This is a genomic window from Actinoplanes lutulentus (assembly GCF_003259845.1).
Lineage (GTDB): Bacteria > Actinomycetota > Actinomycetes > Mycobacteriales > Micromonosporaceae > Actinoplanes > Actinoplanes lutulentus.
Genome location: NZ_QLMJ01000001.1, coordinates 156,715 through 182,436, shown reverse-complemented (window position 1 = coordinate 182,436; position 25,722 = coordinate 156,715). Strand labels below are relative to the sequence as shown.

General features: G+C 69.1%; 25 protein-coding genes. 21 read left to right on the top strand and 4 right to left on the bottom strand.

The window, feature by feature from the left end:
* The first annotated feature begins 98 nt into the window (after positions 1-98).
* From B0I29_RS00715 to B0I29_RS45545, 5 genes are all read left to right on the top strand, one after another.
* Positions 99-2,813: a helix-turn-helix transcriptional regulator gene (locus B0I29_RS00715; RefSeq protein ID WP_111646831.1), complete on the top strand. Its 2,715-nt coding sequence runs from the start codon at positions 99-101 to the stop codon at positions 2,811-2,813.
* A 13-nt stretch (positions 2,814-2,826) separates the two neighbouring features.
* Positions 2,827-5,508, top strand: a complete 2,682-nt coding sequence (locus B0I29_RS00710; RefSeq protein WP_146616679.1) for a helix-turn-helix transcriptional regulator — start codon at positions 2,827-2,829, stop codon at positions 5,506-5,508.
* A 90-nt stretch (positions 5,509-5,598) separates the two neighbouring features.
* The gene (gene msrA, locus B0I29_RS00705; RefSeq protein ID WP_111646829.1) at positions 5,599-6,102 is read left to right on the top strand and encodes a peptide-methionine (S)-S-oxide reductase MsrA; all 504 of its coding nucleotides are present in this window, start codon (positions 5,599-5,601) and stop codon (positions 6,100-6,102) included.
* Between the two features lie 88 nt (positions 6,103-6,190).
* Complete coding sequence (locus B0I29_RS00700; RefSeq protein ID WP_111646828.1) at positions 6,191-7,228, top strand: hypothetical protein; 1,038 nt, start codon at positions 6,191-6,193, stop codon at positions 7,226-7,228.
* Between the two features lie 44 nt (positions 7,229-7,272).
* A complete protein-coding gene (locus tag B0I29_RS45545; RefSeq protein ID WP_181557632.1) occupies positions 7,273-7,416 on the top strand; it encodes a hypothetical protein in 144 nt (47 codons plus the stop codon).
* Between the two features lie 3 nt (positions 7,417-7,419).
* Here the strand turns inward: B0I29_RS45545 and B0I29_RS00690 are convergent, their stop codons facing one another.
* Positions 7,420-8,190 (bottom strand): SigB/SigF/SigG family RNA polymerase sigma factor, encoded by a 771-nt coding sequence (locus B0I29_RS00690; protein ID WP_111646827.1) that lies wholly within the window; start codon positions 8,188-8,190, stop codon positions 7,420-7,422.
* Positions 8,191-8,374: 184 nt separating this feature from the next.
* Positions 8,375-9,697, bottom strand: a complete 1,323-nt coding sequence (locus tag B0I29_RS00685; RefSeq protein ID WP_111646826.1) for an MFS transporter — start codon at positions 9,695-9,697, stop codon at positions 8,375-8,377.
* A gap of 123 nt (positions 9,698-9,820) precedes the next feature.
* On the opposite strand from B0I29_RS00685, the gene B0I29_RS00680 reads away from it, so the two are divergent.
* Entirely contained in the window at positions 9,821-10,438 is a 618-nt protein-coding gene (locus B0I29_RS00680) for a 5-oxoprolinase subunit B family protein (protein WP_111646825.1), read from the top strand.
* Positions 10,420-11,298: a 5-oxoprolinase subunit C family protein gene (locus tag B0I29_RS00675; RefSeq protein ID WP_375790586.1), complete on the top strand. Its 879-nt coding sequence runs from the start codon at positions 10,420-10,422 to the stop codon at positions 11,296-11,298. The genes B0I29_RS00680 and B0I29_RS00675 overlap by 19 nt, the downstream gene beginning before the upstream one ends.
* Here B0I29_RS00675 and B0I29_RS00670 read toward each other — a convergent pair.
* A complete protein-coding gene (locus B0I29_RS00670; protein ID WP_111647302.1) occupies positions 11,282-11,971 on the bottom strand; it encodes a GntR family transcriptional regulator in 690 nt (229 codons plus the stop codon). The two genes, B0I29_RS00675 and B0I29_RS00670, sit on opposite strands and share 17 nt — an antisense overlap.
* 131 nt (positions 11,972-12,102) lie before the next feature.
* Between B0I29_RS00670 and B0I29_RS00665 the strand changes: the two genes are divergently transcribed.
* The 12 genes from B0I29_RS00665 (at position 12,103) to B0I29_RS00610 (ending at position 23,145) form a co-directional block, all read left to right on the top strand.
* Complete coding sequence (locus B0I29_RS00665) at positions 12,103-12,711, top strand: hypothetical protein (protein WP_111646823.1); 609 nt, start codon at positions 12,103-12,105, stop codon at positions 12,709-12,711.
* A complete protein-coding gene (locus tag B0I29_RS00660) occupies positions 12,708-13,877 on the top strand; it encodes a PrsW family intramembrane metalloprotease (RefSeq protein WP_111646822.1) in 1,170 nt (389 codons plus the stop codon). Before B0I29_RS00665 ends, B0I29_RS00660 begins: the two co-directional genes overlap by 4 nt.
* Before the next feature lie 5 nt (positions 13,878-13,882).
* Positions 13,883-14,596, top strand: a complete 714-nt coding sequence (locus tag B0I29_RS00655; protein WP_111646821.1) for a polysaccharide deacetylase family protein — start codon at positions 13,883-13,885, stop codon at positions 14,594-14,596.
* A gap of 20 nt (positions 14,597-14,616) precedes the next feature.
* Positions 14,617-15,240, top strand: coding sequence for a hypothetical protein (locus tag B0I29_RS00650; protein ID WP_146616678.1), 624 nt, complete (start codon positions 14,617-14,619; stop codon positions 15,238-15,240).
* The gene (locus B0I29_RS00645) at positions 15,237-16,409 is read left to right on the top strand and encodes a PrsW family intramembrane metalloprotease (RefSeq protein WP_111646819.1); all 1,173 of its coding nucleotides are present in this window, start codon (positions 15,237-15,239) and stop codon (positions 16,407-16,409) included. Before B0I29_RS00650 ends, B0I29_RS00645 begins: the two co-directional genes overlap by 4 nt.
* A gap of 242 nt (positions 16,410-16,651) precedes the next feature.
* Positions 16,652-16,855, top strand: coding sequence for a cold-shock protein (locus tag B0I29_RS00640; protein ID WP_111646818.1), 204 nt, complete (start codon positions 16,652-16,654; stop codon positions 16,853-16,855).
* Positions 16,856-17,088: 233 nt separating this feature from the next.
* Positions 17,089-18,738, top strand: coding sequence for an ABC transporter substrate-binding protein (locus B0I29_RS00635; RefSeq protein ID WP_111646817.1), 1,650 nt, complete (start codon positions 17,089-17,091; stop codon positions 18,736-18,738).
* A 6-nt stretch (positions 18,739-18,744) separates the two neighbouring features.
* Positions 18,745-19,752, top strand: a complete 1,008-nt coding sequence (locus B0I29_RS00630) for an ABC transporter permease (protein ID WP_111646816.1) — start codon at positions 18,745-18,747, stop codon at positions 19,750-19,752.
* A gap of 14 nt (positions 19,753-19,766) precedes the next feature.
* Positions 19,767-20,708: an ABC transporter permease gene (locus tag B0I29_RS00625; RefSeq protein ID WP_111647301.1), complete on the top strand. Its 942-nt coding sequence runs from the start codon at positions 19,767-19,769 to the stop codon at positions 20,706-20,708.
* Positions 20,709-20,714: 6 nt separating this feature from the next.
* The gene (locus tag B0I29_RS00620; protein WP_111646815.1) at positions 20,715-21,698 is read left to right on the top strand and encodes an ABC transporter ATP-binding protein; all 984 of its coding nucleotides are present in this window, start codon (positions 20,715-20,717) and stop codon (positions 21,696-21,698) included.
* Positions 21,695-22,780, top strand: coding sequence for an ABC transporter ATP-binding protein (locus B0I29_RS00615; protein WP_111646814.1), 1,086 nt, complete (start codon positions 21,695-21,697; stop codon positions 22,778-22,780). Before B0I29_RS00620 ends, B0I29_RS00615 begins: the two co-directional genes overlap by 4 nt.
* Before the next feature lie 140 nt (positions 22,781-22,920).
* The gene (locus B0I29_RS00610; RefSeq protein WP_111646813.1) at positions 22,921-23,145 is read left to right on the top strand and encodes a tautomerase family protein; all 225 of its coding nucleotides are present in this window, start codon (positions 22,921-22,923) and stop codon (positions 23,143-23,145) included.
* 35 nt (positions 23,146-23,180) lie between these two features.
* Here B0I29_RS00610 and B0I29_RS00605 read toward each other — a convergent pair whose 3' ends face one another.
* A complete protein-coding gene (locus B0I29_RS00605) occupies positions 23,181-23,972 on the bottom strand; it encodes an IclR family transcriptional regulator (RefSeq protein ID WP_111646812.1) in 792 nt (263 codons plus the stop codon).
* A gap of 163 nt (positions 23,973-24,135) precedes the next feature.
* Between B0I29_RS00605 and kduI the strand changes: the two genes are divergently transcribed.
* Positions 24,136-24,951 carry a 5-dehydro-4-deoxy-D-glucuronate isomerase gene (kduI, locus tag B0I29_RS00600; RefSeq protein ID WP_111646811.1) on the top strand — a complete coding sequence of 272 codons (816 nt, stop codon included), beginning with the start codon at positions 24,136-24,138 and terminating at the stop codon, positions 24,949-24,951.
* Positions 24,948-25,706, top strand: coding sequence for a 2-dehydro-3-deoxy-D-gluconate 5-dehydrogenase KduD (gene kduD, locus B0I29_RS00595; protein WP_111646810.1), 759 nt, complete (start codon positions 24,948-24,950; stop codon positions 25,704-25,706). Before kduI ends, kduD begins: the two co-directional genes overlap by 4 nt.
* Positions 25,707-25,722: the final 16 nt, after the last annotated feature.

Sequence of the window (25,722 nt, the reverse complement as noted above, 5' to 3'; positions counted from 1 at the left end):
GACAGAAGTATTCGGCGCTGGCGGCGGAGGGTCATCCGTCATGCGACTACGCCGTTGCCGTAACCGATCCGGCGTGACGTAAGGCGTAGGGTCACGGCATGCATGGGCGGGCACGTGAGCGGGCGGCGGTGCAGGCGTTGCTCGCGGATGCCGGGTCGCGCGGCGGCGCTCTGCTCATCCGCGGGCCGGCCGGCATCGGGAAGTCGACGCTCGTCGACGACGCCCGTTCCACCGCGCTGGGACGCGGATTCCGGGTGCTGACCTGCGCCGGTGTCCAGCGTCAGACCAGTTCCGGGATGGCCGGCCTGCAACAGCTGCTGCACGTGGTGGTGGACCGGGCCGAGGGTCTGCCGGAACGGCAGCGTGCCGCCCTGCGCAGCGTCTTCGGGCTGGGTCCGAGCACGTCACCCGATCCGCTGGTGCTCGCCGTGGCGGTCCTCGGCCTGCTGGAGGATCTCGCGCAGGAGCAGCCGCTGGTGCTGATCGTCGAGGACGTCCAGTGGATGGACGAGCCGACGCTCAACCTGATCGGTTTCGTCGGCCGGCGGCTGCGGGACACGGCGATCGTGATGCTGGTGACCTGCCGGTCCGAGGGGTCGGAGACGCGTACCGAACTGGCTCTGCCCGAGTTGTCGCTCGGGCGCCTGCCGGACACCGAGGCCGCCGACCTGCTCGCCGAGCTCAACCCCGCGATCCGGCGCGAGACCCGGGACCGGATCCTGGAGGAGGCCGAGGGAAACCCGCTCGCCCTCGTCGAGCTCTCCCGGGGGCTGCTCGACCGCGGACTGCAGGACGTGTCGAGCCTGCCCGCCCGGTTGCCGCTGAGCGCCCGGCTGGAGAACGTCTTCGCCGGCCAGGTGGCGTTGCTGCCGCAGCCGGTGCAGGACATGCTGCTGCTCGCCGCGAGCAGCAACGACGCCAGCCTGTCCGAACTCGACAAGGCGGCCCGGCTGCTCGGCGTCGACGCGCCTGAGCAACGCATCCGCCAGGCCGAGGACGCCGAGCTGCTGCACCTGGCCGGCGGTGAGCTGACGTTCCGGCACCCGCTCATCCAGTCCGCCGTCTACGGCGCGGCGTCGTTCCCCCGCCGGATCGCCGTGCACCGGGCGCTGGCCGAGGTGTTCGCCGGCGAACCGGAACGCGCGGCCTGGCACCGGTCGGCCGGCACTGTCGGCCGCGACGAGTTCGTCGCCCGCGACCTGGAAACGGCCGCCGACGACGCACACACCCGGGGTGCCCTCGGCGGCGCCATGCGCTATCTGGAACGCGCCGCCGAGCTGTCACCCGATCCGCAGGAGATGGCGCGCCGTCTTGTCCGGGCGGCCGGGACGGCTCGTCAGGGCGGGCTCGCCGCGGCCACCGCACGGCTCGCCGAGGCGGCCCGGAAAGTGGCTGACGACCCCATCGTGCTGGCTGGTCTCGCGTTCACCGAGTCGACCCTGTCGATGCACGCGAACACGGTGGGGCCGGACATCGACCATCTGATCGGCACCGCCCGCCGCGTCGCGCCGGCGAACCGGGAGGTCGCCACCGACCTGCTGGTTCTCGCGGCGGTCCGCTGCCAGGTGGAAGCGGCGGCGGCGGAGGTCGGCCACCGGGTCCTGGAGGCGGTGCGTGACCTGCCGCTGCCCGACGAGGACCCGAGGACCTTGCTGGTCAAAGCCTGTCTGGAACCCGCGCGGCACGTCGAGGAGCTGGCGCCGGCCGTGCGGGCCTGGACGCGGGACCTGGTCGCGCTGCCGCCGCAGTTCGGCAACCTGCTGGCGGCGGTCTCCGAGTCGCTGCACGACTGGGTTCTCGCCGGGCACGGCTGGGCCGTCTCGACCGAGGGGTACCGCCGGGCCGGCGCCATCGGTGATCTGGTCAGTTCCCAGGTCCGGCTGGCACGCAACCTGCTGGTACGCGGGAATCTCTCCGGCGCCGCGCTCGCCGCCGACGAGGTCCTGCGGCACGGTCTCGACCTGGGTCTGCCGATGCTCGCGTCCTACGGCGCGACGCTCACGGCACACGTGGCGGCGCTGCGCGGTGACGACGACGCGGCCTCGGCGGCGCTGGCGGACGCCGACGATCTGGTGGCCGCCTCACCGAGCGCCGAACTGCGGACGATGAAAGGCTGGACCCGTGGCGTGCAGGCGCTCTCCGCGGGTCGTTACGCCGACGCCTTCGACGTTCTGTCGACGGTGACCGAGCACCCCGACCTCTGCCCGCTGGTGGTCGCGGATCTGACCGAGGCCGCCTATCGCCTCGGCAACGTCGAACTGGCCGCGCCGATGGTGGCCGAGGTCGAGGAACGGACCCGCCCGTTCGCATCGGTGCTGGTCACGATCCTGATTCAGCGCAGCCTCGGCCTGCTCGCCACCGATGACGACGAGGCCGAGCGGCATTTCCGGGCCGCCCTCGACGCGCCGCACGCGGTCACCGGCTATCCGCTTCAGATCGCGCGGACCCGGCTTCTCTTCGGTGAATGGTTGCGCGCTCGAAGGCGTACCCAAGCTGCTCGTGAGGAACTCGCGGCCTCGGCCACCGCGTTCGACCAAGCCGGCGCCGCCGGCTGGGCGGCGCTGGCGAGGGAGGAGTTGCGCGCCGCGGGTGTCGCCGTCTCCGGGCCGGCGAGGCAGCGCGACGCCCTGCTCACCGCGCAGGAGATGCAGATCGCGACGCTCGCGGCCGACGGCAAGTCCAACAAGGAGATCGCCGACCAGCTCTTCCTCTCCCACCGCACGGTCGGCGCCCATCTCTACCGAATCTTCCCGAAACTCGGGATCACCACCCGGGCCGCGCTGCGCGACGCCCTCAAATTCAAGATCATTTAGTACGGTCCACAGCGTGATCGGTCGGGAAAGAGAACTCGCGCGGCTCGCCGGGATGCTGGCCGGCGTGCGCGGCGGCACCGCGTCCGCCGTCGTGCTGCGCGGTGGCGCCGGCGCGGGCAAGTCGACGCTGATCGAAGCGCTGGAGCGGGAGGCCGAGCGGATCGGCTTCCAGACGCTGGTCTGCGTCGGGGTGCAGAGCGAGGCGTCGATCGGGATGGCCGGCCTGCACCAGCTGCTGCACGCCGCGATCAGCCGGGTCGACGGGCTGCCACCGCAGCAGCGTGACGCGCTGCGCAGCGCGTTCGGGATCGGACCGGATGTCGCGCCGGACCGGTTGCTGCTCTCGGTGGCGGTGCTGAGCCTGCTGGAGGACATCGCGACCGATCGGCCGCTGCTGCTGGTCCTGGAGGACGTCCACTGGATGGACGATCTCACTGTGGGGATGATGAGTTTCGTCGCCCGCCGGCTCGGCGACACCCCGATCCTGATGGTGGCGAGCTGCCGCAGCGACGAGCCCAACCCTCTCGACGCGCTCCGGCTGCCCGAGGTGACGCTCGGCAGGATGTCCGAGGCCGAAGCGACGCTGCTGCTGACCGAGATCAACCCCGCGCTCGGCCCGGAAGCCCGCCTGCGCGTCCTCGACGAGGCCGAGGGAAACCCGCTCGCGCTCGTCGAACTCGCCCGTGGCCTCGCCGATCGGGGCCTGACCGGATCGGCGGCCCTCCCGTCCCGGCTGCCCCTGGGTGAGCGGATCGAGCGGGCCTTCGCCGCCCGGGTCACCCGGCTTCCGCAGCCCACCCAGGACCTGTTGCTGATCGCCGCGGCGAACAGCGAACCGTGGCTGCACGAGCTCGCCGCGGCGGCCGGTGAGCGGGGTTCGAGCCTCGACGCGCTGGCCGCCGCCGAACAGGCCGGCCTGGTCCAGGCGGTCGGCGACGAGCTGCGGTTCCGGCACCCGCTGATCCGATCGGCGGTGTACGCGACGGCCACCCCGCCGCAGCGGGTCAGCGCGCACGAGGCCCTGGCCGCCATCCTCACCGACGAGGCCGACCAGCCCCGGGCCGCGGCGCAGCGGGCGGCCGCCGTCACCGGAACCGACGAGCGGGTCGCCGCCGACCTGGACCAGGCCGCGGTGACCCTGATGGCACGTGGCAGCACGGCCTCCGCGATGCGCTCCTGGGAACGGGCCGCCGACCTGTCGCCGGCCGCCGACCGTCGTGCGCTGCGGCTGGCCCTCGCCGCCGAAGCGGCCCGCCGGGCCGGGCTCAACACCGCCGCGCTGCGGCTGGCCGCCGCGGCGACTAGAGCATCCACCGATCCACTGATCGCCGCTCGGGCCGGACTCACCGAGAACGTCCTCGCGCTCACCACCGGTGTCATCACCCGCGATCCGCTGGAACTCGGGTCGATCGCCCGGCGGGCCGGCCGGACACCGGAGAATGTCGCCGCGTCGCTCGGCCTGCTGATGAACACCGCGATTCTCTGCGCCGCGCACGCGGCCGGCCCGGATGTCCGCAGTCGTCTCGAAGAGGATCTGCGATCGGTTCCGGCGGCGGCCGGCACCGTGCACGCGGCAGTGGTGCGAGCACTGCTGGATCCGGCTCGGCACGGGCAGGCGGCGGTGGAGGCTCTGCGTACCGCGCCGGCGCCGGCGAGCCCGCTCGACGCGCTGAGCCTGGGGCTCGGCGCCGAGCCGGCACACGAGTGGATCCTGGCGGCCGGCTTTCACCGCTCGGCCACGGCGAGAGCCCGCGAGGAGGGCTCGGTGGGTGATCTCGCCACGGCCGCGGTCACCCTCGGCCGGGCCCTGGCGATTCAGGGCCGGCTCGGCGAGGCGCTGACGGCGGCCGAGGAGGGCCGGCGGCTGGCCGAGGACCTCGACGAGCCGCTGCTCGTGGCGCTGGCCGACGTCGTGATCGGGCAGGTGCACGCCTGGCGCGGCTCCTCGTCGCCGGCGTCTCCGGCAGGCCTCTCCGGCCTTTCCGGCCGGATGGACATCGTGGTGTGGCAGCGCTGGAACGCGGGGCTGGCGGACCTCGCGGCCGGGCGCCACTGGAACGCGTACGTGCAGCTGGTCGGTGTTTGCGACGTCGAAGGGCTGGGCCTGTTCGCGATCGCTGATCTCGCCGAGGCGGCCTCGCGGGGCGGGAACGCGGAGCAGTTCGGCGAGCGGCTCGCCGAGGCCCAGGAGTACGCCCGCTCGTGGGAGAGCCCGCTGATCCGGATGCTGCTGCTGCGCGCCCAAGCCCTGACGGCCGAGGACAGCGAGCCGTTGTTCACCGCGGCGCTGGCGTTCGAGGGTTATCCGCTGCAGACGGCTCGGACCCGGCTGGCGTACGGCGAGTGGCTGCGCCGGCAGCGCCGGATCGGCGAGGCCCGCACCCAGCTGACGGCGGCGGCCGCCGCGTTCCAGGAGGCCGGGGCACAGCCGTGGGCCGAGCGGGCGTCGGCGGAATTGGGCGCCTCCGGCGTCGCTGTCGCGTCGGTTTCCTCCGCCGGGGACACCCGCAAGGTGCTGACGACCCAGGAACTGCAGATCGCGCGGCTCGCGGCGACCGGGATGTCGAACAAGGAGATCGCCGATCAGCTGTTCCTGTCGCACCGCACGGTTGGCACTCATCTGTATCGCATCTATGCCAAGCTCGGCATCAGCGGCCGGGGCACCCTGCGTGACGCGATCACCGACCTCCCGTGACCGACGTGACACTTGCCGGCGTGACAGTGGCCGGGTCGCGACTCGCGGGTAATGCTGGACGCCGGGACTGACGAAAGATAGGTGGGGGACATGACCACGGAGAAGGCGATTCTCGCGGGTGGATGCTTCTGGGGGATGCAGGACCTGATCCGCCGGCGGCCCGGTGTGGTCACGACGCGGGTGGGTTACACCGGCGGCCAGGTGGCGAACGCGACCTACCGCAATCACGAGGGCCACGCCGAGGCCATCGAGATCACGTACGACCCGGCTGCCACGTCATATCGGGACCTGCTGGAGTTCTTCTTCCAGATCCACGACCCGTCGACGGTGAACCGGCAGGGCAACGACCTCGGCACCAGTTACCGGTCGGCGATCTTCTTCGAGAGCGACGAGCAGAAGCGGGTCGCCGAGGACACGATCGCCGACGTCGACGCGTCCGGGCTGTGGCCGGGCAAGGTGGTCACCGAGGTGACCGCGGCCGGCGACTTCTGGGAGGCCGAGCCGGAGCACCAGGATTATCTGGAGCGCATCCCGAACGGTTACACCTGCCACTTCCCGCGTCCGGACTGGAAGCTGCCGCGCCGCGCTCAATGATGTTCGGCGATCGTTGATCCATTGTGGGAGCGTTCCCGTACCGATGGCTGAAGCAACATGTCTTGGCCATGGGGAAGGCGCAGAGCCAATGGATAGGTCCCGATTCAAGAAGTCGCGCGGTAACACGCGTCGCTGGCAGGTCGTCGCGGTCGTGGGGGTCGCGGTCACCATCACCGGTGTGGGGCTGGGTGTGGCGTCAGCCGCGGAAGCCGTGCCCACCGTCAACTGCCCGCAGGTCGTTGTCGGCGTGGCCGTCCCGGCCCAGGCGAAGGCCGAGGTCGACCGCAACCTCGCCCTGCTGGCGACGCAGATCGACGAGGCGAACAAGCGGATCGCCTCGACCGTCGGCCAGGGCGGCGACAACTTCATCCAGAACGCGATTCTCGGTCCGCTGAAGGACAAGCGGTTCGCGACGATCAACAGGATCGAGACCGCGATCGGCCGGAACGCGGACAAGCCGAACCTGAACGCCGAGGGCTTGTCGCCCTGCTCCCTCAATGAAGGCGGGGGAGAGGACACCAACGCCGGCGGCGGCAACAACAACGGCGGCGGTGCCACTGCCGCTCCTGCTGTTCCCGGCGCGAACCTCGGGATTCTGACCAACAGCTGCGACACCTCCAACCTGGAGGCGCACGACGGTTTCCAGAAGGGCAACCGCTGCGTCTCCACCGAGTTCGGTGAGGTCGGCGCGGCCGCCAACAACCCGACGCTGCTGATCACCTCGGCGCCGAACCAGGTGCGGCGCAACCAGGCCTTCACGCTGAAGGTCAGCACCCGCAACCTGATCCGGGACCGGTTCCTCGCGGCCGGACAGGGCGGTTACTACGTGGAGTCCAGCGTCCTGGCGAACGGCCTGGTCCGCGGTCACTTCCACACCGCCTGCCGGATGCTCGGCAGCACGCGGTCGGCGCCCGACCCGGCTCCGGCTCCGGCGTTCTTCGTCGCGACCGAGGACGGCCAGGGTGGCAGCACCCCTGACACGATCACCATCCAGGTGCCCGGACTGCCGGACGCCGGCACCGCGCAGTGCTCGTCCTGGGCCGGTGACGGCTCGCACCGCATCCCGATGATGGAACGCGCCAACCAGACCCCGGCCCTGGACTCGGTCCGGATCCGGGTCAGGTAATCGGATCCGGCGGCTTTTCAATCGAAGACGGAGATCCGCGTCCGATGGTGGCGCGGATCTTCGATCTCGTCGACCACGGCGACCGCCAGGTCCGCGTACGACAGGCCGAGCTGCTCGTCGCCGCCGCGCACGAGTGGTGTGCCGAAAACCTGCCTGATCTGCTGGAGGCGCGCCGCGCGACGCGCTGACCATCACGCGTTGTCTTGGAGGCGGTGGCGGAGTTTGAGCAGAGCCCGCGAGATCAGCCGGGAGACGTGCATCTGGGAGATGCCGACGCGCTCGGCGATGTCGGCCTGGGTGAGGTTGCCGTAAAACCGCAAGATCAGGATCTTGCGTTCCCGATCGTCCAGAACGGCAAGCGCCGGCGCCAGAGCGATCCGGTCCTCCGCGGCCGCGTACGCGTGATCGTCGTCGCCCAGGATGTCGGCCAGTTCACCGCTGCCGTCGTGGTGCAGCGGTGTCGACATCGACACCGCGGTGTACGCGCGGGTGCCCTCAAGCCCTTCGAGGACGGACTCGTCGGTGATGTCCAGGTAACCGGCGATGTCGGCCACGGTCGGCGAACGTTGCAGCAGAAAGGTCAGGTCGGCGTTCGCCGCGGCGATGGCGAGCCGCAACTCCTGCAGCTTGCGCGGCACCCGGACCATCCACGCGCGGTCGCGGAAGTACCGTTTCAGCTCACCGAGGACGGTCGGTACGGCATAGCCGACAAAGCTCGATCCGTACGTGGGATCGAACCTGTCGACGGCCTTGATGAGGCCGATCGTCGCGGTCTGGATGAGGTCTTCGACAGGCACTCCGCGGCCGGAGTACCGGGAGGCGAGCCGCCGGGCCATGGGCAGCCATGCCTCGATCGTCCTGTCCCGCAGCAGCCGGCGTGACGGATCCCCGGCCGGCATGGCGACCAGCGCCGCCAGCAATGCACTCGGTTCGTCGCGAGTGCGGTCCCTGTGCGCAAGCATGATTTTCCCGGCATTCAGCTAGCTGGTTGCCGGGGTCCGGGGCAGGGGCTCACCACCGGAGCCGTGCCGTTGATTCTAGGCCCTCCGCAGGGTTCCGGCTCCGTCCCGGATCACCGTTCAGGCATTAATCAGCAGACCGGGAGAGTGATTCTCCCGGTCTGCTCGGCGATACGGGACGTTCGGCTCACGCCGCGAGTGGCGCCTTGGCAGCCGGAGCCGGTTCGGTGTCGGTGTCGACCGCGGGGAATCGGGAGGTCTCCGGGGCGAAGGCGAGCGCCACCAGCGTGAGCAGCAGCGCCGCCGCCACGTAGATGGACACGGCGAGCGTGCCACCGGTGGCGGCCACCAGCTTGATCGCGATGATCGGGGCGAGAGCCCCGCCGAAGATGCCGGCGATCTGATAACCCATCGAGGCGCCCGAGTAGCGCAGCCGGGTGGAGAACAGCTCCGCGACGAAGGCGGCCTGCGGGCCGTACATGGCGGCGTGGGTGGCCAGTGCGACCACCACGGTGAGCACGATGACCAGCGTGTTGCCGGTGTCCAGCAGCGGGAAGAAGGCGAACGCCCAGATCCCGGCCGCTATCGCCCCGGCCGCGTAGACCGGCCGCCGGCCGACCCGGTCGGAGAGTCCGCCGAAGAACGGGATCAGCGCCAGTTGCAACCCGGAGGCGACCAGCACGCCGGTCAGCGCCACGGTCCGTGGCAGTCCGACGGTCCCGGTCACATACGTCAGGACGTACAGAGAGAAGGTGTAGAAAGCGACGTCGGTGCCGATCCGGGCGGCCATCGCGATCAGCAGCCCGCGCGGGTGGAGCCGCAGCACCTCGATCAGCGGGAGCTTGGCCTTGCCGCCTTTCGCAGCGACCTGTGCAAACGCCGGCGACTCCGTGACCGCGACGCGGATCCAGAGGCCCACCACCACAAGCAGGCCAGACAGAAGGAACGGGATGCGCCATCCCCAGGCGAGAAAGGAGCTCTCCGACAGGGTCGCGGACAGCACCCAGAGCACGCCGGAGGCGAGAAGGTTTCCGGCCGGGACGCCGACCTGCGGCCAGGAGGCGGACAGGCCACGCCGCTCCGGGTTGCCGTGTTCGAGCGACATCACCACCGCGCCGCCCCACTCGCCGCCGAGGCCGAGACCTTGGAGGAACCGCAGGGTGACCAGCAGGACGGGTGCGGCGGCGCCGATGGTGGCGTGGGTCGGCAGCACACCGATGAGGAACGTGGCGCCGCCCATCAGCAGCAGCGTGACGACGAGGACGCCCTTGCGCCCGACCCGGTCGCCGAAGTGACCGAAGACGATGCCGCCGAGCGGCCGTGCGACGAAACCGACAGCGTAGGTGGTGAAGGCCAGCAGGGTGCCGGTCAGCGGGTCGAAGCTGGGAAAGAAGAGCTTGCCGAACACGAGCGCGGCAGCGGAGGCGTAGAGGAAGAAGTCGTACCACTCGAGGGATGTGCCGACGAGGCTCGCGACGATGACGCGGCGGCTGGCGGTGAGAGATGGCATGGGCCTGGCTCCTACGGGGTGCTGGTGGGCTGCGTGGTGCCGTATGCCACACTCTAGAAATCGTTGAACAATCCGGCAATACCTCAATATGAAGACTGTGTAACCACGTTGGAGCGGAGTGTCATGCGTGTTCGCCGGGCCGGGCCGTCGGCCGTCCTCCTCGAACTGGACGACGACGATGCCGTCTTCGCCGCTTATGACCTGCTCAGCGCGGCGCGGGCGGACGGCACGCTGACCGCGTCGGAGATCGTCCCGGCGGCACGCACCGTGCTGATCGACGGCGTCACCTCGCCGGATCGGATCACCACACTGCTGAAAACCCGCGGTCCTTCCACACCGTCGCCCGCCGCCGGCTCATCGCCGACAATCAAGATCCCGACCTGGTACGACGGAGAAGACCTCGACGACGTGGCAGCACTGTGGAACACCGATCGGGCCGGCGTGATCGCTGTGCACACCGGCACCGAGTTCCGGGTGGCGTTCTGCGGTTTCGCGCCCGGGTTCGCGTACCTGACCGGTTTGGATCAGCGGTTTCACGTGCCGCGCCGGCCGTCGCCGCGGACCCGGGTGCCGGTCGGCACTGTTGCGCTGGCCGGCCTGTACAGCGGGGTCTACCCGACTGCTTCGCCGGGCGGCTGGCAGTGCATTGGGCGTACCCAAGCAGTGCTCTTTGATCTTGAAGTTGATCCTCCCGCACTGCTCGCGCCTGGCGCGAGCGTCCGATTCGTCGAGGTGGGGTGAGCGTGGCGCTCGAAGTGGTGCGCGCGGGAGTGCGCACGACGGTGCAGGATCTGGGGCGGCCGGGGTTCGCGCATCTCGGCGTGCCGCGCTCCGGAGCGGCTGACGCGGGTGCGCTGCGGCTGGCGAATCGGCTGGCCGGGAACTCGATCGATGCCGCCGGTCTGGAGATTCTGCTCGGCGGTGTGCGGCTGCGGGCCACCCGCGCGGTCACGCTCGCGGTGACCGGCGCGCCGTGCCAGATCATGGTCGGTGACCGATTTTGCGACCCCGGTCTTCCGCTTGCCGTGCCGGCCGGTGCGCTCGTGACCATCGGGCCGGCGGTCGCGGGGCTGCGCGTTTATCTGGCCGTGGGTGGCGGGATCACCGTGCCGCAGGTGCTGGGCAGCCGGTCGACGGACACGCTTTCCGGACTCGGGCCCGATCCGGTGCGGGACGGCGACGTTCTTCCGATCGGGCCGGTGACCGCATTGCCGCCGGGGGTGGACATCGCGCCCTATCCGCCGCCTGCCGGATCGTTGCGGTTGCGGGTGTGGCTCGGCCCGCGGGATGACTGGTTCACGTCGTCAGCGCTGGCGACGCTGTTCGCGGCGGAGTACCGGGTGTCGGCGGAGACGGATCGGGTCGGTGCGCGGCTGACCGGGCCGGCGCTGACCCGCGCGGTCGAGGGTGAGCTGCCCAGTGAGGGGCTGGTGCTCGGCGCGATCCAGGTGCCCGCTGATGGTCAGCCGCTGATCTTCCTGGCCGATCATCCGACGACCGGTGGGTACCCGGTGGTCGGTGTGGTGGATCCGGGGGATGTGGATCTGCTCGGTCAGGCGCGGCCGGGGACGCCGGTTTCCTTCATCAATGCGCGCCGTTGACGGTGGCGTAGGCGCTCAGCAACTGCGCCTCCGCGTCGTCGAAGTAGCGTTGCAGCGCCTCCTCGGCGGCGGCCGCGTCGCCGGCGGCGAGGAGTTCGTACAGCTTGCGGTTCACCGCGACGTACGGCTCGTGCAGCAACCGCGGATCAGCCAGGACCAGGAACACCAGCCGCAGCTCGGCCAGCAGCGCCCGGACCGCCTCGCTCACCCGGCGGCTGCCGGCCAGGTCGGCGATCGCCTGGTGGAACCGCATGTTCGCGGTGCCGACCGCACTCCAGTCGCCGCGCACCGCCGCCTCGTCGGCCGCCTCGATCGCCGTTTTGATCGTTTCCACCGAGACGGCGGGCAGGTTGCGCAGCGCGCCACACTCCAGGATGCGCCGGATCGCGTACAGATCCCGGATGTCCTCGCTGGTCAGCAGGCGCACGAAGACACCACGGTTGAGCTGGTGCTCCAGCAGGCCCTCGTGGGAGAGCAGCCGGAACGCCTCGCGCAGCGTGTTGCGGGAGATGCCCAGCGCTTCGCGGAGGTTTTCCTCGCTCAGGCGGGTGCCGGGCAGGAAGACGCCCTCGGTGATCCGCTGCCGGAGCACGTCCGCCACCCGTTCCGCGGTGCTGCCCCGATCGAGCAGTGCCCGATCACCTGCCAGTCGCGTACCCCACTCGTCGGTCACCGGTAAATCGTAGAACAATCGCTCGGCCCGGTTGGTTGCGTGTGGGTGATCACGAAGTCACCTGAAGTATTGACGCTTGAAACGTTCGGTCATGAAGATACTCACTCCGCGAGATTTAGGGGGATCAGCGGGTGTCTTCCGGACGTCATGAACATGCCATCGCACCACCCGAACTTCCACGCCGTGAGCCGTACCGCACCTGGCCCGGCGCGCTCGCCGTTCTGGCGGTGATCCTGGTCTATCTCGGCATCGTGATCGTCATCGACGACCACACGCCGACCGATCTCGAACCCGTCGCGGCGGGCAAACCGCTCGCGGTCGGAGCCGTGCTGACCGTCGTCCCGGAGGACGGGTACGCCCTGGACGTCAGCGACTCCAGCCCCGACCCGGACAAGCCCAGCACCCAGCTGGTCGGGCCCACCGGTAACTTCCTCATCTCGGTGAACAGCTGGAACGGCACCCTCGCCCAGCTCGTCGAGCGGGAAAAGGACGAGTTCACCGCTTACGCCGACGCCCGGCCGCTCGGCGACGACGCCACCTTCACCGCACCGGGACTCAGCGGGACCAGCTTCTCGCTGCTGCTCGACAACGGCAAACAGGCCCGGGCGTGGATCTCGGTGGACGAGACCGCCAAGCGATCCATCGTGATCAGCGCGGCCTCGCCCAGCGAGGTCTTCCGCCAGGCGCTGCCGCACGCGCAGGCCATGGTCGACAGCGTACGAGTGGAGGCCCAGCGATGACCGCTGTTGGAGTCGCCCCGGTCATCCGGGGCCCGATCGGTGTCGACGGCTTCTGGCAGCCGCGCCGGTTCGCGTTCTGGATGCTGATCTTCCTGCTCGCGAACGGCGCGTTCTCCGTGATCTCGCTGTTCTACCAGGGTGCTCAGGTCGTCCCGATCGCCACGTTCCTCGGCGTGATCGTGTGGGCCGCCTATACGGCCGTACCGTTGCTGTTCTTCCACTGGCTGGACCTGTTCCAGCAGCATCCGCCGCTCGGGTTCGTGCTGGCCTTCGCCTGGGGCGGCCTCGGCGCCGTCTACCTGGCGATCCCGGCCAACACCGCGATCATGTCGATCATCAGCAAGACCTCCGGACCGGACAACGAGTGGACCGCCGCGATCGCCGGTCCGACCACCGAGGAACTGCTCAAATACCTCGGCGTGATCCTGCTCGTTCTGATCGCCCGCACCCAGTTCCGCACCATCCTGTCGGTGGTCGCGATCGGGGCCGTGGTCGGGCTCGGTTTCCAGGTGGTCGAGGATCTCGACTACACGGTCAACACCGCGATCAGCATGGGCAGCCCCAACGAGGTCCTGCCGGTCGGCCTGATGCTGCTGTTCCGCGGCATCGTCTCCGGGCTGTGGAGCCACGCCCTGTTCACGTCGATCTCGGCGTTCGGCCTCGGCTGGTTCCTCACTCGCAAACACAAGCCGCTCGCCCAGCGCCTGCTGGTCGCCGCCGGCGCCTACGCACTGGCCTGGCTCGGCCACTTCTTCTGGAACAGCCCGCTGCTGCGCACCGGCAACATCTTCATCGACGCGCTCACCCACGGCGTCCCGATCCTGCTGGCCGGGTTCCTGATCTGGCGGCTGGCCGGCCGTGAGGAGGCCGACTACCTCACCGGCCTCGCCGACACCTACGTCAACGAGGAACTGATCACCGTCGACGAGCGACGGGCGTTGCGGTCGCTGCGCTACCGCCGGCATCTGCACAAGGAAGCCAAGCAGGGGTACGGGAAAAAGGCCGCCCGCCTGTACCGGACGCTGCAGCGCCGGCAGTTGCACCTGGTGCTGCAGTACGGCGAGCACGGCGCCGGTGGACGCGCCGGCCAGGCCGCCGTCGAGGTCCAGCTCGCCCGCGCCGACTTCGCGGCCCAGTCCGGCGTCTCGGAAATCGTAGACAGGTGAACCACATGCGCAACCGCGCGACATTTGCCGCAGTCCTGGTCCTCGGCACGGTGATCGTGGTCGCGGCCCGCAACAACGACGAGGTCCCGGTTCCCCCGGTGCCGGTGGCCGCAGCCGTCTCCTTCCAGCCGGCGGTCGCCGGTTACGAAACCGTGGCATCGGCGAAGAAGCGCACGATCGCGCTCACCTTCGACGACGGGCCGTCGAAGTACACGCCGCAGATTCTCGACATCCTGAAGCGGCAGAAGGTCAAGGCGACCTTCTGCATGCTCGGCAACAACGTCGGCCAGTACCGCAAGACCGCCAAACGGGTCGTCCGCGAAGGCCACCGGCTCTGCAACCACAGCCGCAACCACCCCGACTTCACCACGCTCACCAGGTCACAGGCGCGGTCGCAGGTCCGGTTCACCCAGCGCAAGATTCGCGAGGTGACCGGCCGCGCCCCGCGCACGTTCCGTTTCCCGTACGGCGCCAGCAACCGGACCACCCGCGCGGTGGTCCGTGACGAAGGGCTGCGGATCCTCGGCTGGACCGTCGACACCCGGGACTGGCAGCGCCCCGGCGCCGCCGTCATCACCCGCCGCGCGGTCCGCGGCGCCCGGCCTGGCGGCGTCGTGCTCATGCACGACGGCGGTGGCGACCGGCGCCAGACCGTCGCCTCCCTGGAGAACACCATCCGGAAGCTCAAAGCCGCCGGCTACACCTTCGTCCTCGCCTGAGAGCTGAAAGGGTTCTACTCATGGTCCATACATATGGCGGACGGCACGCCGAAGGCTGGGTGCCTGTCGAACAACGATGGCTGGGGCTGGACAAACGCACCCTGACACCGGCCATCGTGGTGGCGGTAATCGCGATCCTGCTGACATTCGTGGTGCCGCTGATCGACGACGCGCTGCCGCAGGACGACGCGATCCAGGCCGGGCAGCGCCTCGATCTGGGTGGCGGGATCGCGGTCACGCCGCCGACCGGCTGGGAGCTGGAGAGCGGCATCCGGGTCGGCGAGACGACGACGGTGCCGGTCACGCCGGGTACGGCCGACGCGTCATTCTCCGGTGACGGTGTGTCGATCAGCATCCACGTGGCCTCGTTCACCGGTGACACCACGGCTCTGCTCGACCAGGTCGAGACGGTCGACAACACGGTCAGCGGCCGGCGCGCCACGGTTGCGGCCCAGGGCGGCATCGCCGGGCTCGCCGAGAACTACACGGGCGTCGGGACCGCGGGTCTCGTGGCCGCCTACACGTTCCCGCAGACCGGCACGGGCATGACGATCACCGTCACGGCACCCGCCGGGCAGCTCGCCGCCCACCAGAAGCAGATCGACGCGGTACTGCACAGCGTCAGCCGACAGGAGCAGCCGTGACCACCATCGAACGCACCGGCGCCGAACAGGCCCGGTCGGCGGCCATCGAAGCATCCGGCTGGGGGCAGCCGTTCCGGCTGATCCAGCTGCGCAACGCCGGTTTCTGGGTGTTCGTCGTCGGCATGCTCCTCGGTGTCGTGCACCTGCTCGCCTTCTACGAGCCGGGCCTGAGCTCGTACGCCGTCGGGCTCGGCGTCGGCGCCCTCGCGTTCCTGCCGTACACGATCGCGTGGCTGTTGCTGCTCAGCTACCACAACCGGTACACGTCGCTGCCGCCCAAGCTGCTGCTCGTCGCGTTCCTCTGGGGTGCGATCCCGGCGACCTACTGGATCGCCCTGCAGGTCAACACCGCGGTGCTGTCGATCTACGGCAAACTGTTCGGCCACGCCTGGACCCGGGACTGGGCGCCCGGCTTCACCGCACCGATCACCGAAGAACTCGCCAAGGCCACCGCGCTGATTCTGCTGATCGGCCTGGCCCCGAAGCTGGTCCGCAGCCCGTACGACGGCTTGATGATCGGCGCGTTCGCCGGCCTCGGCCTGCAGGTCTCCGAAGACCTGCTGTACGTGTTCAACGCCGCGAGCAACGGCTTCGGCGCCGGCCAGGTCGGCGCGGCCCTGCAGATCGTCGCCAGCCGGGCCGGGGCCGGGCTGGTCCAGCACGTGCTGTTCAGTGCGATCTTCTGCGCGGGCCTGATGTGGCTGATCGGCCGCGGCGAGGGCAAGCATCGGGTGCGCGGACTGCTGCTGATCCTCGGCGCGATGGCCCTGCACAACGGCTGGGACAACACCGCCGCCTATGGGGAACGTCTGGCCGGCACCGCCGGATTCTTCCTTGTGATGGTCATCCTGTTCGTCGCCGGGCTGGTCCTGCTGACCATCACATTCCGGCTGGCCGCACCCCAGGAGCAGGCGTGGCTTCGCGCCATCCTCGCCCCCGAGGCCGAACGCGGCCTGCTCACCGAGGCCGAGGTCGACGCCGCAGCCGCCGGATACCGCAAGCGCCGCGCGTACCGCAAGGCGATCCACGGGCACCGCGAACGTAAGACCGCGAAACATGTCCTGGAAGCCGCCAACGATCTGGCCCAGGAACTCGCCCGCTCCGTCGGCCGCGACACCGAAGCCGTCGAGCACGCCCGCGCCGAGATCGAACGCCTGCGCAACGGGTAGGGCGCTCGAGTAATCCCATCGAGCGATCCGGTCGCCTCCCCTACCCGGGAGGCGGCCGGTCCTGTGCTATGTTTTCCCCGTTGCAGTTTTGATTTCCGTAGACGTTTTTGGCGCCTGATCGGGTTATCTGAAACCTGTCCAGGCGCTTTTCGTTTTTTCGTGTCGGTTCGACGCGGGTGATCAACGCGGCGGCGTGCGGGTCCGCACAGTGCGGACTCGAACAGCCTGCGAAGGAGCAGACAATGGCTACTGGAATCGTGAAGTGGTTCAACGCTGACAAGGGTTTCGGCTTCATCACCCCGGACGGCGGCGGCGCTGACGTCTTCGCCCACTTCTCCGCGATCGCGTCGAGCGGCTACCGCAGCCTCGACGAGAACCAGAAGGTGGAGTTCGAGATCACCCAGGGCCAGAAGGGCCCGCAGGCGGAGAACATTCGCCCGCTCTGATTTTCTGAACTTTCGAACGGCGGTTCTGCTGGTTTCCAGCAGGGCCGCCGTTCGGCGTTTCCACCCCACCGTCATATCGCAGGGCAGATGGACAGGGCGCTATGAGGGTGATCATCCGTAGGACACGATCCGGTACCAAACCTACAAAGTGATCTCCGTGAATGGATATTGTCACGTCAGTGGTGACCAGCGGTCATCGCGCGTGTCCGTACCCATAGGACGGGGTGAACACCATGCGTGCACCAGGGATCATCGCCGCCGGAATCATTGCGGCATTGGCGATCGGCGCGGCCGGCTGTGCGGAGAGCGACCGCGGCGAGGACGACGAGGCCGCCACAAGCGGCACCTTCATCTTCGCGGGCGCCGGCGACCCGAAGAACTTCGACCCGATCTTCAACGATGACGGGGAGTCATTCCGGCCGATCCGGCAGATCTACGACACCCTCGTCACCCACAAGCCCGGCACCGCCGACCTTGAGGGTGGCCTGGCCGAGAGCTGGACCAACGACCCGACCGGCAAGATCTGGACGTTCACCCTGCGTCAGGGTGTGAAGTTCCACGACGGCACCGCGCTGGACGCCGCGGCGGTCTGCGCGAACTTCGATCGCTGGTACAACATGAAGGGCGAGGCCGCCCAGTCCCAGATGATCTATTACACCGACATCTTCGGTGGGTTCGCCGGCAGTCCGGACGCTCTTTACGACAACTGCAAAGCGCAGGACGCCTCCACCGCGGTGCTGACGCTGAAGAAGTACAAGGGCGCTTTCCCTGGTGCTTTCGCGCTCACCGCTTTCTCGATCGCGAGCCCGGCCGCGATGAAGCAATACGACGCCGACACCGTGACGCAGAACGGCGACTCGTTCTCGTACAGCACGTTCGCGAACGAGCATCCGACCGGCACCGGCGCATTCACCTATGGTGGCTGGGACAAGGCGACCGGCGAGATCACGCTGAACAAGAACCCCGATTACTGGGGCGACAAGGCCAAGGTCGACAAGATGATCATCAAGATCATCAAGGATGAGAACACCCGGAAACAGGAGTTGCGCGCCGGCACGGTCCAGGCCATCGACTTCCCGGCCCCGGCCGACCGCAAGGCCCTGGCCGACGAGGGTTACGAGGTCCTCGAACGCCCCGCCTTCAACATCCTGTACCTGGGCATCAACCAGAAGAACAACCCCAAACTCAAAGACCTCCGGGTACGCCAGGCGATCGCGTACGCGCTCAACCGTGAGCAGCTGGTGCAGACCAAGGGCCCGGGCGGCTCGGTGGTGGCCGACCAGTTCCTGCCGAGCTCGGTGCTGGGTTACGCGCCGGACGTGCAGAAGTACGAGTACAGCGTGGACAAGGCCAAGCAGTTGCTGTCCGAGGCCGGCGCGACCGGGCTGACGCTCAACTTCTACTACCCGACCGAGGTGTCCCGGCCGTACATGCCGAACCCGCAGGAGATCTTCACCGTGCTGGCGAACGACCTGCAGGCCGCCGGCATCAAGGTCAACGGTGTCCCGCGGCCGTGGAACGGCGGTTTCAAGGACGACGTGCAGCAGTTCGGCAAGCAGGACCTGCACATTCTCGGCTGGACCGGCGACTACAACGACCCGGGTAACTTCGTCGGCACGTTCTTCGGCCGGCCCAAGGTCGAGTTCGGCGACGACGCGCTGACCGAGATGTTCACCGCCATCACCAAGGCCGACGCGACCGTCGACCAGGCGGCAAAGAAAACCGCGTTCGAGCAGGTCAACCGTGACCTCGCGGCCAAGTGGCTGCCGGCCGTGCCGATCTGGCACGCCCCGCCGGCCATCGTCACCACGAAGAACGTCGAGGGCCTGGTGCCGAGTCCGCTCACCGCCGAGGAGTTCAACACCGTCTCGATCACCAAGTAGGCGTACGTGCTGAGAGTCGTCTCGCGTCGGCTGGTCCAACTGGTAATCACTCTGATCGCCTTGATGACCCTGGTCTTCTTCTGGCTTCGGAGTCTGCCCGGTGGGCCGGTCGACGCTCTCCTCGGCGAGCGCGCGACCCCGCAGACCCGGGAGACGCTGACCCGGGCCCTCGGATACGACCAGCCGATCTGGGTGCAGTACAGCCGCTTCCTCAAGAACGTGGTGACCGGGAACTTCGGCAACTCGATCCGTACCGGCGAGCCGGTCGCGGACGTGATCAGCCGATCGTTCCCGGCGACCATCGAGCTGGCCGTCGCCGCGATGATCATCGCGGTCGGGCTGGGAATCCCGCTCGGATACCTCGCGGCCCGGCATCGCGGCCGGCTGCTCGACAACGTGACCATCATCGTCACCCTGATCGGGATCTCGATCCCCATCTTCTTCCTGGGTTACCTGCTCAAGGACTGGCTGACCCAGGACATCCACTTCTTCCCGCCGTCGGGGCGGATCAGTACGGGCACGGACAACACCGACGTGACCGGGTTCTTCGTACTCGATGGGCTTCTGACCCGGGAGCTGGACGCCTCCGCCGACGCGCTCTGGCATCTGGTTCTGCCGGCGATCACGCTCGCCACCATCCCGTTGGCGATCATCGTCCGGATCACCCGGGCCAGCGTGCTGGACGTTCTCGACGAGGACTACATCCGTACGGCGGACGCCAAAGGCCTGCGCAACACCACCATCCGCAAGCGGCATGTGCTGCGCAACGCGCTGCTGCCGGTGGTCACCACTGTCGGCTTGCAGACCGGTGCGCTGCTGGCCGGGGCGGTGCTGACCGAGAAGGTCTACAACTGGGGTGGTCTCGGCACGCTGATCACCGACTCGATCAGCGGTGGCCGTGATTACCCGGTGCTGCAGGCGCTGATCCTGCTCGCCGCCGCTGTCTTCATCGTGGTCAACCTGCTGGTCGACCTTTCGTACGCGTTCATCGACCCCAGGGTGCGTGTCCAGTGACCCGGCCCGGTGGCATCACCACGCTCGCCGACCACAAGCGCCGCCGGATCGACGAGCTGACCGCGCGGACGTCCGAGGGCGGCGGGGTCAGCCTGATCCGCGACGCCGGCCGCCGGCTGCTGCGCGACCCCGCCGCGATCGTCGGCGCGGTGATCATCCTGCTCTTCCTGATCATCGCGATCTTCGCGCCGCTGGTGGCACCGCACGACCCGGTGCAGCGGTTCCCGGAGCTGACCAAGGATCTGACCGTCGACTCGGTACCGGGCGCCAGTGCCGGGCACCCGCTCGGCAGCGACCCGCTGGGCCGTGACTTCGCCTCCCGGATGATCTACGGCGCCCGGCAGACGCTGTTCGTCGGCGTCCTGGCCACGCTCATCGGCCTGCTGTTCGGGGTGCTGCTCGGCGCGATCGCCGGTGCTGTCGGCGGCTGGGTGGACGTGCTGATCATGCGGATCACCGACGTGATGCTGGCCCTGCCCAGCCTGCTGCTCGCGATCACGCTGGTCGCCCTGGCCAGCGAATCCACCCAGTGGACGGTGATCATCGCGGTCGCGGTGGTGAACGTGCCCATCTTCGCCCGGCTGCTGCGCGGATCGATGCTGGCGCAACGGGAGAGTGATCACGTGCTCGCCGCCCGGGCGCTGGGTGTGAGGCGGCGGCACATCGTGACCCGGCACATGCTGCCGAACTCGCTCACCGCGGTCATCGTGCAGGCCACCCTGACCTTCGCGGTGGCGATCCTGGACGCGGCCGCGCTGTCGTTCCTCGGCCTCGGTGACCCGGACATCAACCGGGCCGAGTGGGGCCTGATGCTCGGCGTGGACGGTGTTCGATATTTCGAGGTCCGGCCGGAGCTGGCGTACTTCCCGGCCCTCGCGATCATTCTGGTGGCCCTCGGCTTCACGCTGCTCGGCGAGAGCATGCGCGAGGCGCTCGACCCGAAGAACCGGCGGTGATCTGGCATGGCTCTTCTCGACGTTCGTGATCTGTCGGTCGTCTTCCAGCGCAAGGGCGCCACGCCCTTCACCGCTGTCGACGGCGTCAGCTTCACCGTGGAACCCGGCCAGACGGTCGGGCTGGTCGGCGAGTCCGGCTGCGGCAAGTCGGTGACCAGCCTGGCGATCATGGGGCTGCTGCCGCGGCGGGGCAACACGGTCACCGGCGAGGTCCGGTTCGACGACACCGACCTGCTCACGCTGCGCCCGCAGGAGCTGCGGGACCGGCGCGGCCAGGACATCGGCATGATCTTTCAGGATCCGCTGTCGTCGCTGAACCCGGTGATCCCGCTCGGCCTGCAGGTCGCCGAGGTGCTGGAACGCCACCAGGGCAGGTCCCGGCAGACAGCACTGCGGGAAGCCGGGGTGCTGCTCGACGCGGTCGGCATCCCGGACCCGGCGCGGCGGCTCAAGGAGTTCCCGCATCAGCTCTCCGGCGGCATGCGGCAGCGGGCGCTGATCGCGATCGCGCTGGCCTGCAAGCCGCGTCTGCTGATCGCCGACGAACCGACGACGGCCCTGGACGTGACCATCCAGGCGCAGATCCTGACGCTGCTCAAGGACCTGGTCGACCAGTCCGGCACCGCCCTCGTGATGATCACCCACGACCTCGGGGTGGTGGCCGGGCTCTGCGACACGGTCAACGTGCTCTACGCCGGGAAGGTGGTCGAGCGGGCCGGGCGGCATGACCTGTTCGCGGACCCGCGGCATCCGTACACCCATGGGCTGCTGCAGTCGGTGCCCCGGCTGGACGCCGACCGCGGCGGGCGGCTGCACCAGATCCGCGGCTCGGTCAGCGACAACATCCCCTGGTCGGAGGGCTGCGCCTTCGCGCCGCGCTGCGACCGGGTGGTCGACGACTGCATCGGCGAGACGGTGCCGCTGGAACCCGCTGCCCGTGGCGGAGCGCTGCGGTGCACCAATCCCGTACCGCAGGAGGTCCCGGCATGAGCGACGCCCTTGTCGAGATCGACGACCTCAAAGTCCACTTCCCGATCAAGAGCGGACTGCTCTTCGACCGTACGGTCGGTCATGTCTACGCCGTCGACGGCGTCTCGCTGAAGGTCCGGCGCGGCGAGACGTACGGCCTGGTCGGCGAGTCCGGCTGCGGCAAGTCGACGCTGGGCCGCGGCCTGCTGCGACTGGTCGAGCCCACCAGCGGAACCATCACCTTCGACGGCACCGACGTGCGCTCGCTCAAGGGTGAGGAGATGCGGCTGTTCCGCCGGCGCATCCAGATGGTCTTCCAGGATCCTCTCGCCAGCCTGGATCCCCGGCAGTCGGTGGAGTCGTTGCTGGTCGAGGGCCTCAAGGCGCACGGCCTGCACAAGGACAAGGCCGCGATGCGTACGCGTCTGCGGTCCACCCTGGATTCGGTCGGCCTGCCGGCGTCGGCGCTGAACAGGTACCCGCACGAGTTCTCCGGCGGGCAGCGGCAGCGCATCGGCATCGCCCGGGCCCTGGTGCTCGGACCCGAGCTGATCGTGGCCGACGAGCCGGTGTCCGCGCTGGACGTGTCGATCCAGGCCCAGGTGGTCAACCTGCTCGGCGACCTGCAGGACTCACTCGGGCTGACCTACCTGGTGATCGCCCACGACCTCGCCGTCGTCCGGCACATCTCGGACACGATCGGCGTGATGTACCTGGGTTCACTGGTCGAGGAGGCGGACGGCGATCAGTTGTACGAACGTCCGCTTCACCCGTACACAAGGGCCTTGCTCTCGGCCGTGCCCATCCCGGACCCGCAGGTGGAAGACCGGCGTGAGCGCATTCTGCTGGTCGGTGACCTGCCGTCGCCGGCGGCTCCGCCGAGCGGATGCCGGTTCCGCACGCGGTGCCCGTGGTCGCAGAGCCGGTGTGTCGAGGAGCGCCCGGAGCTGCGGGTTTTCGATGATTCCGGGCAGCGGGTGGCCTGCCACTTCGCCGAGGAGATCCTCGACGGGTCGCTGCGGATGCACGAGGTGCGGGCCGAGATCGTCCGCCCGGGGCAGGACACGCCACCCGAGATCGGCGCGGGGCTGATCCCGACCTAGCGCCAACAAGCGGAACTCACATCAAGTATGTGAACTCAATTCAGTCATGCATTGCGGTGTCGTAGAGAGGTCGGTAGGTTGGGTTCACGTTAGTGAACTGAAGTCCGCATCATGGACGACTGATAGAGGGGGAGGGCGCCATGCCCAACATCACCGTCGAGTTGCTCGCGGGCCGGTCCCTGGAGCAGCGCAAGGCGTTCGCCCGGGCCGTGGCCGACCACGCCGTCGAGATCCTCGGCGCGCGCCGGCAGGACGTCCGCATGGTGTTCACCGAGATCACCGGGGACGACGTGGCCAACGGTGGTGTGCTGGCCAGCGAGGACGCTTCACGTGCCGGCGTGCTCGCGGCGCTCGACCAGAACTGAGGCGGCTGCCGGCCCACCGGCTCGACAGCGGTGGGTCAGCGCAGCAGCCGGTTGTCGCTCATCGCCGACAGGCGGGCTTTCACGCTCAGCAGGGTCTCGATGATGATGTCCTCCCGGCCCTGGCTGAGCCGGCTGATCGGGACCGCGACGCTGATCGCGTCCACCGATCGGCGGGAGAACGGCAGTGCGACGCCGAAGCAGCGAACGCCCAGGCAGGACTCTTCGCTCTCCTCCGCGTACCCGACCTGGACGGCCTTCTCGATGATCGCCAGTACGGCGTCCCGGTCGGTGGTCGTCTGGGGGGTGACGGCGTTGATGTGGTGCGGGACGAGCGCGCCGCGGGCCTCCTCGGGCAGTTCGGCGAGCATCGCCCGGCCGAGCGCCGTGGAGTACGCCGGAAGGCGCCGGCCGACAGCTGAATACATCCGCAACGGGTGCTTGGACTCGCGCTTCGCGGTGTAGATGATCTCCGCACCCTCCAGCCGGCCCAGGTGCACCGTCTCCTCGGTGGCCGCCGCGATCTCGTCCATCACCGCGCCGGCGCGGGACAGCACCGGGTCGCCGTCGAGATAGGCGGAACTGACCGTCAGGGTGTGCACGCCGAGCCGGTAGACGCTGCCGGTCTGGTCGGTGTCCAGCCACCCGCGGGCGCACATCGTGCGCAGCAGCGCGTGCAGGCTGCTTTTCGGGATGCCGAGGCGGGTGGCCAGCTGAAGCTGGGTGCCGGGACCGTTCGCCGCGATGTCGTCCAGGACGTCGAGGACACGTGCCGCAGATTTGACCTGCGAGGTGGCCGAGCTGCCGCCGGCCGTCTTCTCCGTGTCCACCGGACCTCCTGAGCTGTCGAAGCGCTTTCCTTCACGGTGGCATCACCCTACACCAGTTCACATATAAAGACAGGGTTCTGCCCCTTGACCTGTGATCGGGGCCATAGGTATCGTCGCCACCAGTTCACGTAGCTGAACGCGGTTCACAAACGAGGAGAGATCGTTGATTGAGGTTAGGTACTCCGCATCGCCCTCCGACGTTGAGACGGCGACCAATGCGGACCTGCGAAAGAACTTCCTCGTGGAGGACCTGTTCCGCGCCGGCGAGGTGAACGGGGTCTACACCCACGACGACCGGCTCGTCGTCGGCGGAGCTGTTCCCGGTGACGGCCGGCTCGAGCTGCCGGCCTGGGACGTGCTCGGCGCGGCGACCCACCTGGCCCGCCGTGAGCTGGGCATCGTCAACATCGGCCAGTCCGGCCACGTGCTCGTGAACAACGAGAAGTTCGAGCTGCGCCACCTCGACGGCCTGTTCGTCGGCCGGGGGAGCGAGGTCGTCTTCGAGGGTCCGGACGCCGCGTTCTACTTCGTCTCCGCTCCGGCGCACGCGGCGTACCCGACCACGCTGCTGAGCCACACGGCGATCGAGCCGGTCAAGCTCGGTTCGCCTGCGGGCGCCAACGAGCGCCACCTCTATCGGTACGCCTGGGGCCAGGAACTGCAGACGGCGGTTCTCCAGTTCGGGGTGACCGTGATCGCCGACGGCTCGGTGTGGAACACCTGCCCGCCGCACCTGCACGACCGCCGCACCGAGGTCTACATGTACGTCGACCTCGACGAGAAGGACCGGCTCTTCCACTTCATGGGCCGTCCCGGCGCCGCCCGGCACCTGGTGCTGCGCAACCGCGAGGCCGTCATCTCGCCGCCGTGGTCGATCCACTCCGGCGTCGGCACCGGCTCGTACGCCTTCATCTGGGCGATGGGCGGCGAGAACAACGACTACACCGACCTGACCCCGGTCGCGCTGGAGGACCTGTGACCCTCTCGCCGTTCGACCTGCACGGTCGCCGCGCGGTGGTGACCGGCGCCGGTCGCGGGCTGGGACAGGCCATCGCTGCCGGGCTCGCCCGGGCCGGAGCCGACCTGGTCCTGCTGGGCCGGCCGGGAAACCAGTCCGCCACCCGGGACCTGGTTGCCGGCCTCGGCCGGAAGGTGGAGGTCGTCGACCTCGACGTCAGCGATCCCGACGCGGTCGAGCGGATCGCCGCCGAGGTGAGCAGCGACCGCCCGGTGGACATCCTGGTCAACAACGCCGGCGTGATCGAGCGCGAGGACTCGGTGGACGTGAGCCGGCAGTCCTGGAACCGCGTGGTCGACATCAACCTGAACGGCCTGTTCTTCCTGAGCCAGCAGTTCGGGCGCGCGATGACCGAGCGTGGCTCCGGCAAGATCATCAACGTCGCCAGCCTGCTCTCCTTCCAGGGCGGCCTGCGCGTCGCGGCGTACGCCGCCAGCAAGCACGGCGTCGCCGGTGTCACCAAGGCCCTGGCCAACGAGTGGGGCCCGCTCGGTGTCCAGGTCAACGCCATCGCACCCGGTTACATCGCCACCGACAACACCACCGCGCTGCGCCAGGACCCCGACCGGTCGCGTTCCATCCTCGAACGCATCCCGGCCGGTCGCTGGGGCAACGCCGCCGACATCGCCGGAGCAGCCGTCTTCCTGAGCTCCGCCGCCGCCGATTACGTCAACGGCCACGTCCTGGTCGTCGACGGCGGCTGGATGGCCCGCTGAAAGTCCTTCCGTTCCC

Coding starts and splice junctions, on each gene's coding strand:
- B0I29_RS00715 (WP_111646831.1), top strand. CDS start 99: ATGCATGGGCGGGCACGTGAGCGGGCGGCGGTGCAGGCGTTGCTCGCG.
- msrA (WP_111646829.1), top strand. CDS start 5,599: ATGACCACGGAGAAGGCGATTCTCGCGGGTGGATGCTTCTGGGGGATG.
- B0I29_RS00700 (WP_111646828.1), top strand. CDS start 6,191: ATGGATAGGTCCCGATTCAAGAAGTCGCGCGGTAACACGCGTCGCTGG.
- B0I29_RS45545 (WP_181557632.1), top strand. CDS start 7,273: ATGGTGGCGCGGATCTTCGATCTCGTCGACCACGGCGACCGCCAGGTC.
- B0I29_RS00690 (WP_111646827.1), bottom strand. CDS start 8,190: ATGCTTGCGCACAGGGACCGCACTCGCGACGAACCGAGTGCATTGCTG.
- B0I29_RS00685 (WP_111646826.1), bottom strand. CDS start 9,697: ATGCCATCTCTCACCGCCAGCCGCCGCGTCATCGTCGCGAGCCTCGTC.
- B0I29_RS00680 (WP_111646825.1), top strand. CDS start 9,821: ATGCGTGTTCGCCGGGCCGGGCCGTCGGCCGTCCTCCTCGAACTGGAC.
- B0I29_RS00660 (WP_111646822.1), top strand. CDS start 12,708: ATGACCGCTGTTGGAGTCGCCCCGGTCATCCGGGGCCCGATCGGTGTC.
- B0I29_RS00655 (WP_111646821.1), top strand. CDS start 13,883: ATGCGCAACCGCGCGACATTTGCCGCAGTCCTGGTCCTCGGCACGGTG.
- B0I29_RS00650 (WP_146616678.1), top strand. CDS start 14,617: ATGGTCCATACATATGGCGGACGGCACGCCGAAGGCTGGGTGCCTGTC.
- B0I29_RS00640 (WP_111646818.1), top strand. CDS start 16,652: ATGGCTACTGGAATCGTGAAGTGGTTCAACGCTGACAAGGGTTTCGGC.
- B0I29_RS00635 (WP_111646817.1), top strand. CDS start 17,089: ATGCGTGCACCAGGGATCATCGCCGCCGGAATCATTGCGGCATTGGCG.
- B0I29_RS00620 (WP_111646815.1), top strand. CDS start 20,715: ATGGCTCTTCTCGACGTTCGTGATCTGTCGGTCGTCTTCCAGCGCAAG.
- B0I29_RS00615 (WP_111646814.1), top strand. CDS start 21,695: ATGAGCGACGCCCTTGTCGAGATCGACGACCTCAAAGTCCACTTCCCG.
- B0I29_RS00610 (WP_111646813.1), top strand. CDS start 22,921: ATGCCCAACATCACCGTCGAGTTGCTCGCGGGCCGGTCCCTGGAGCAG.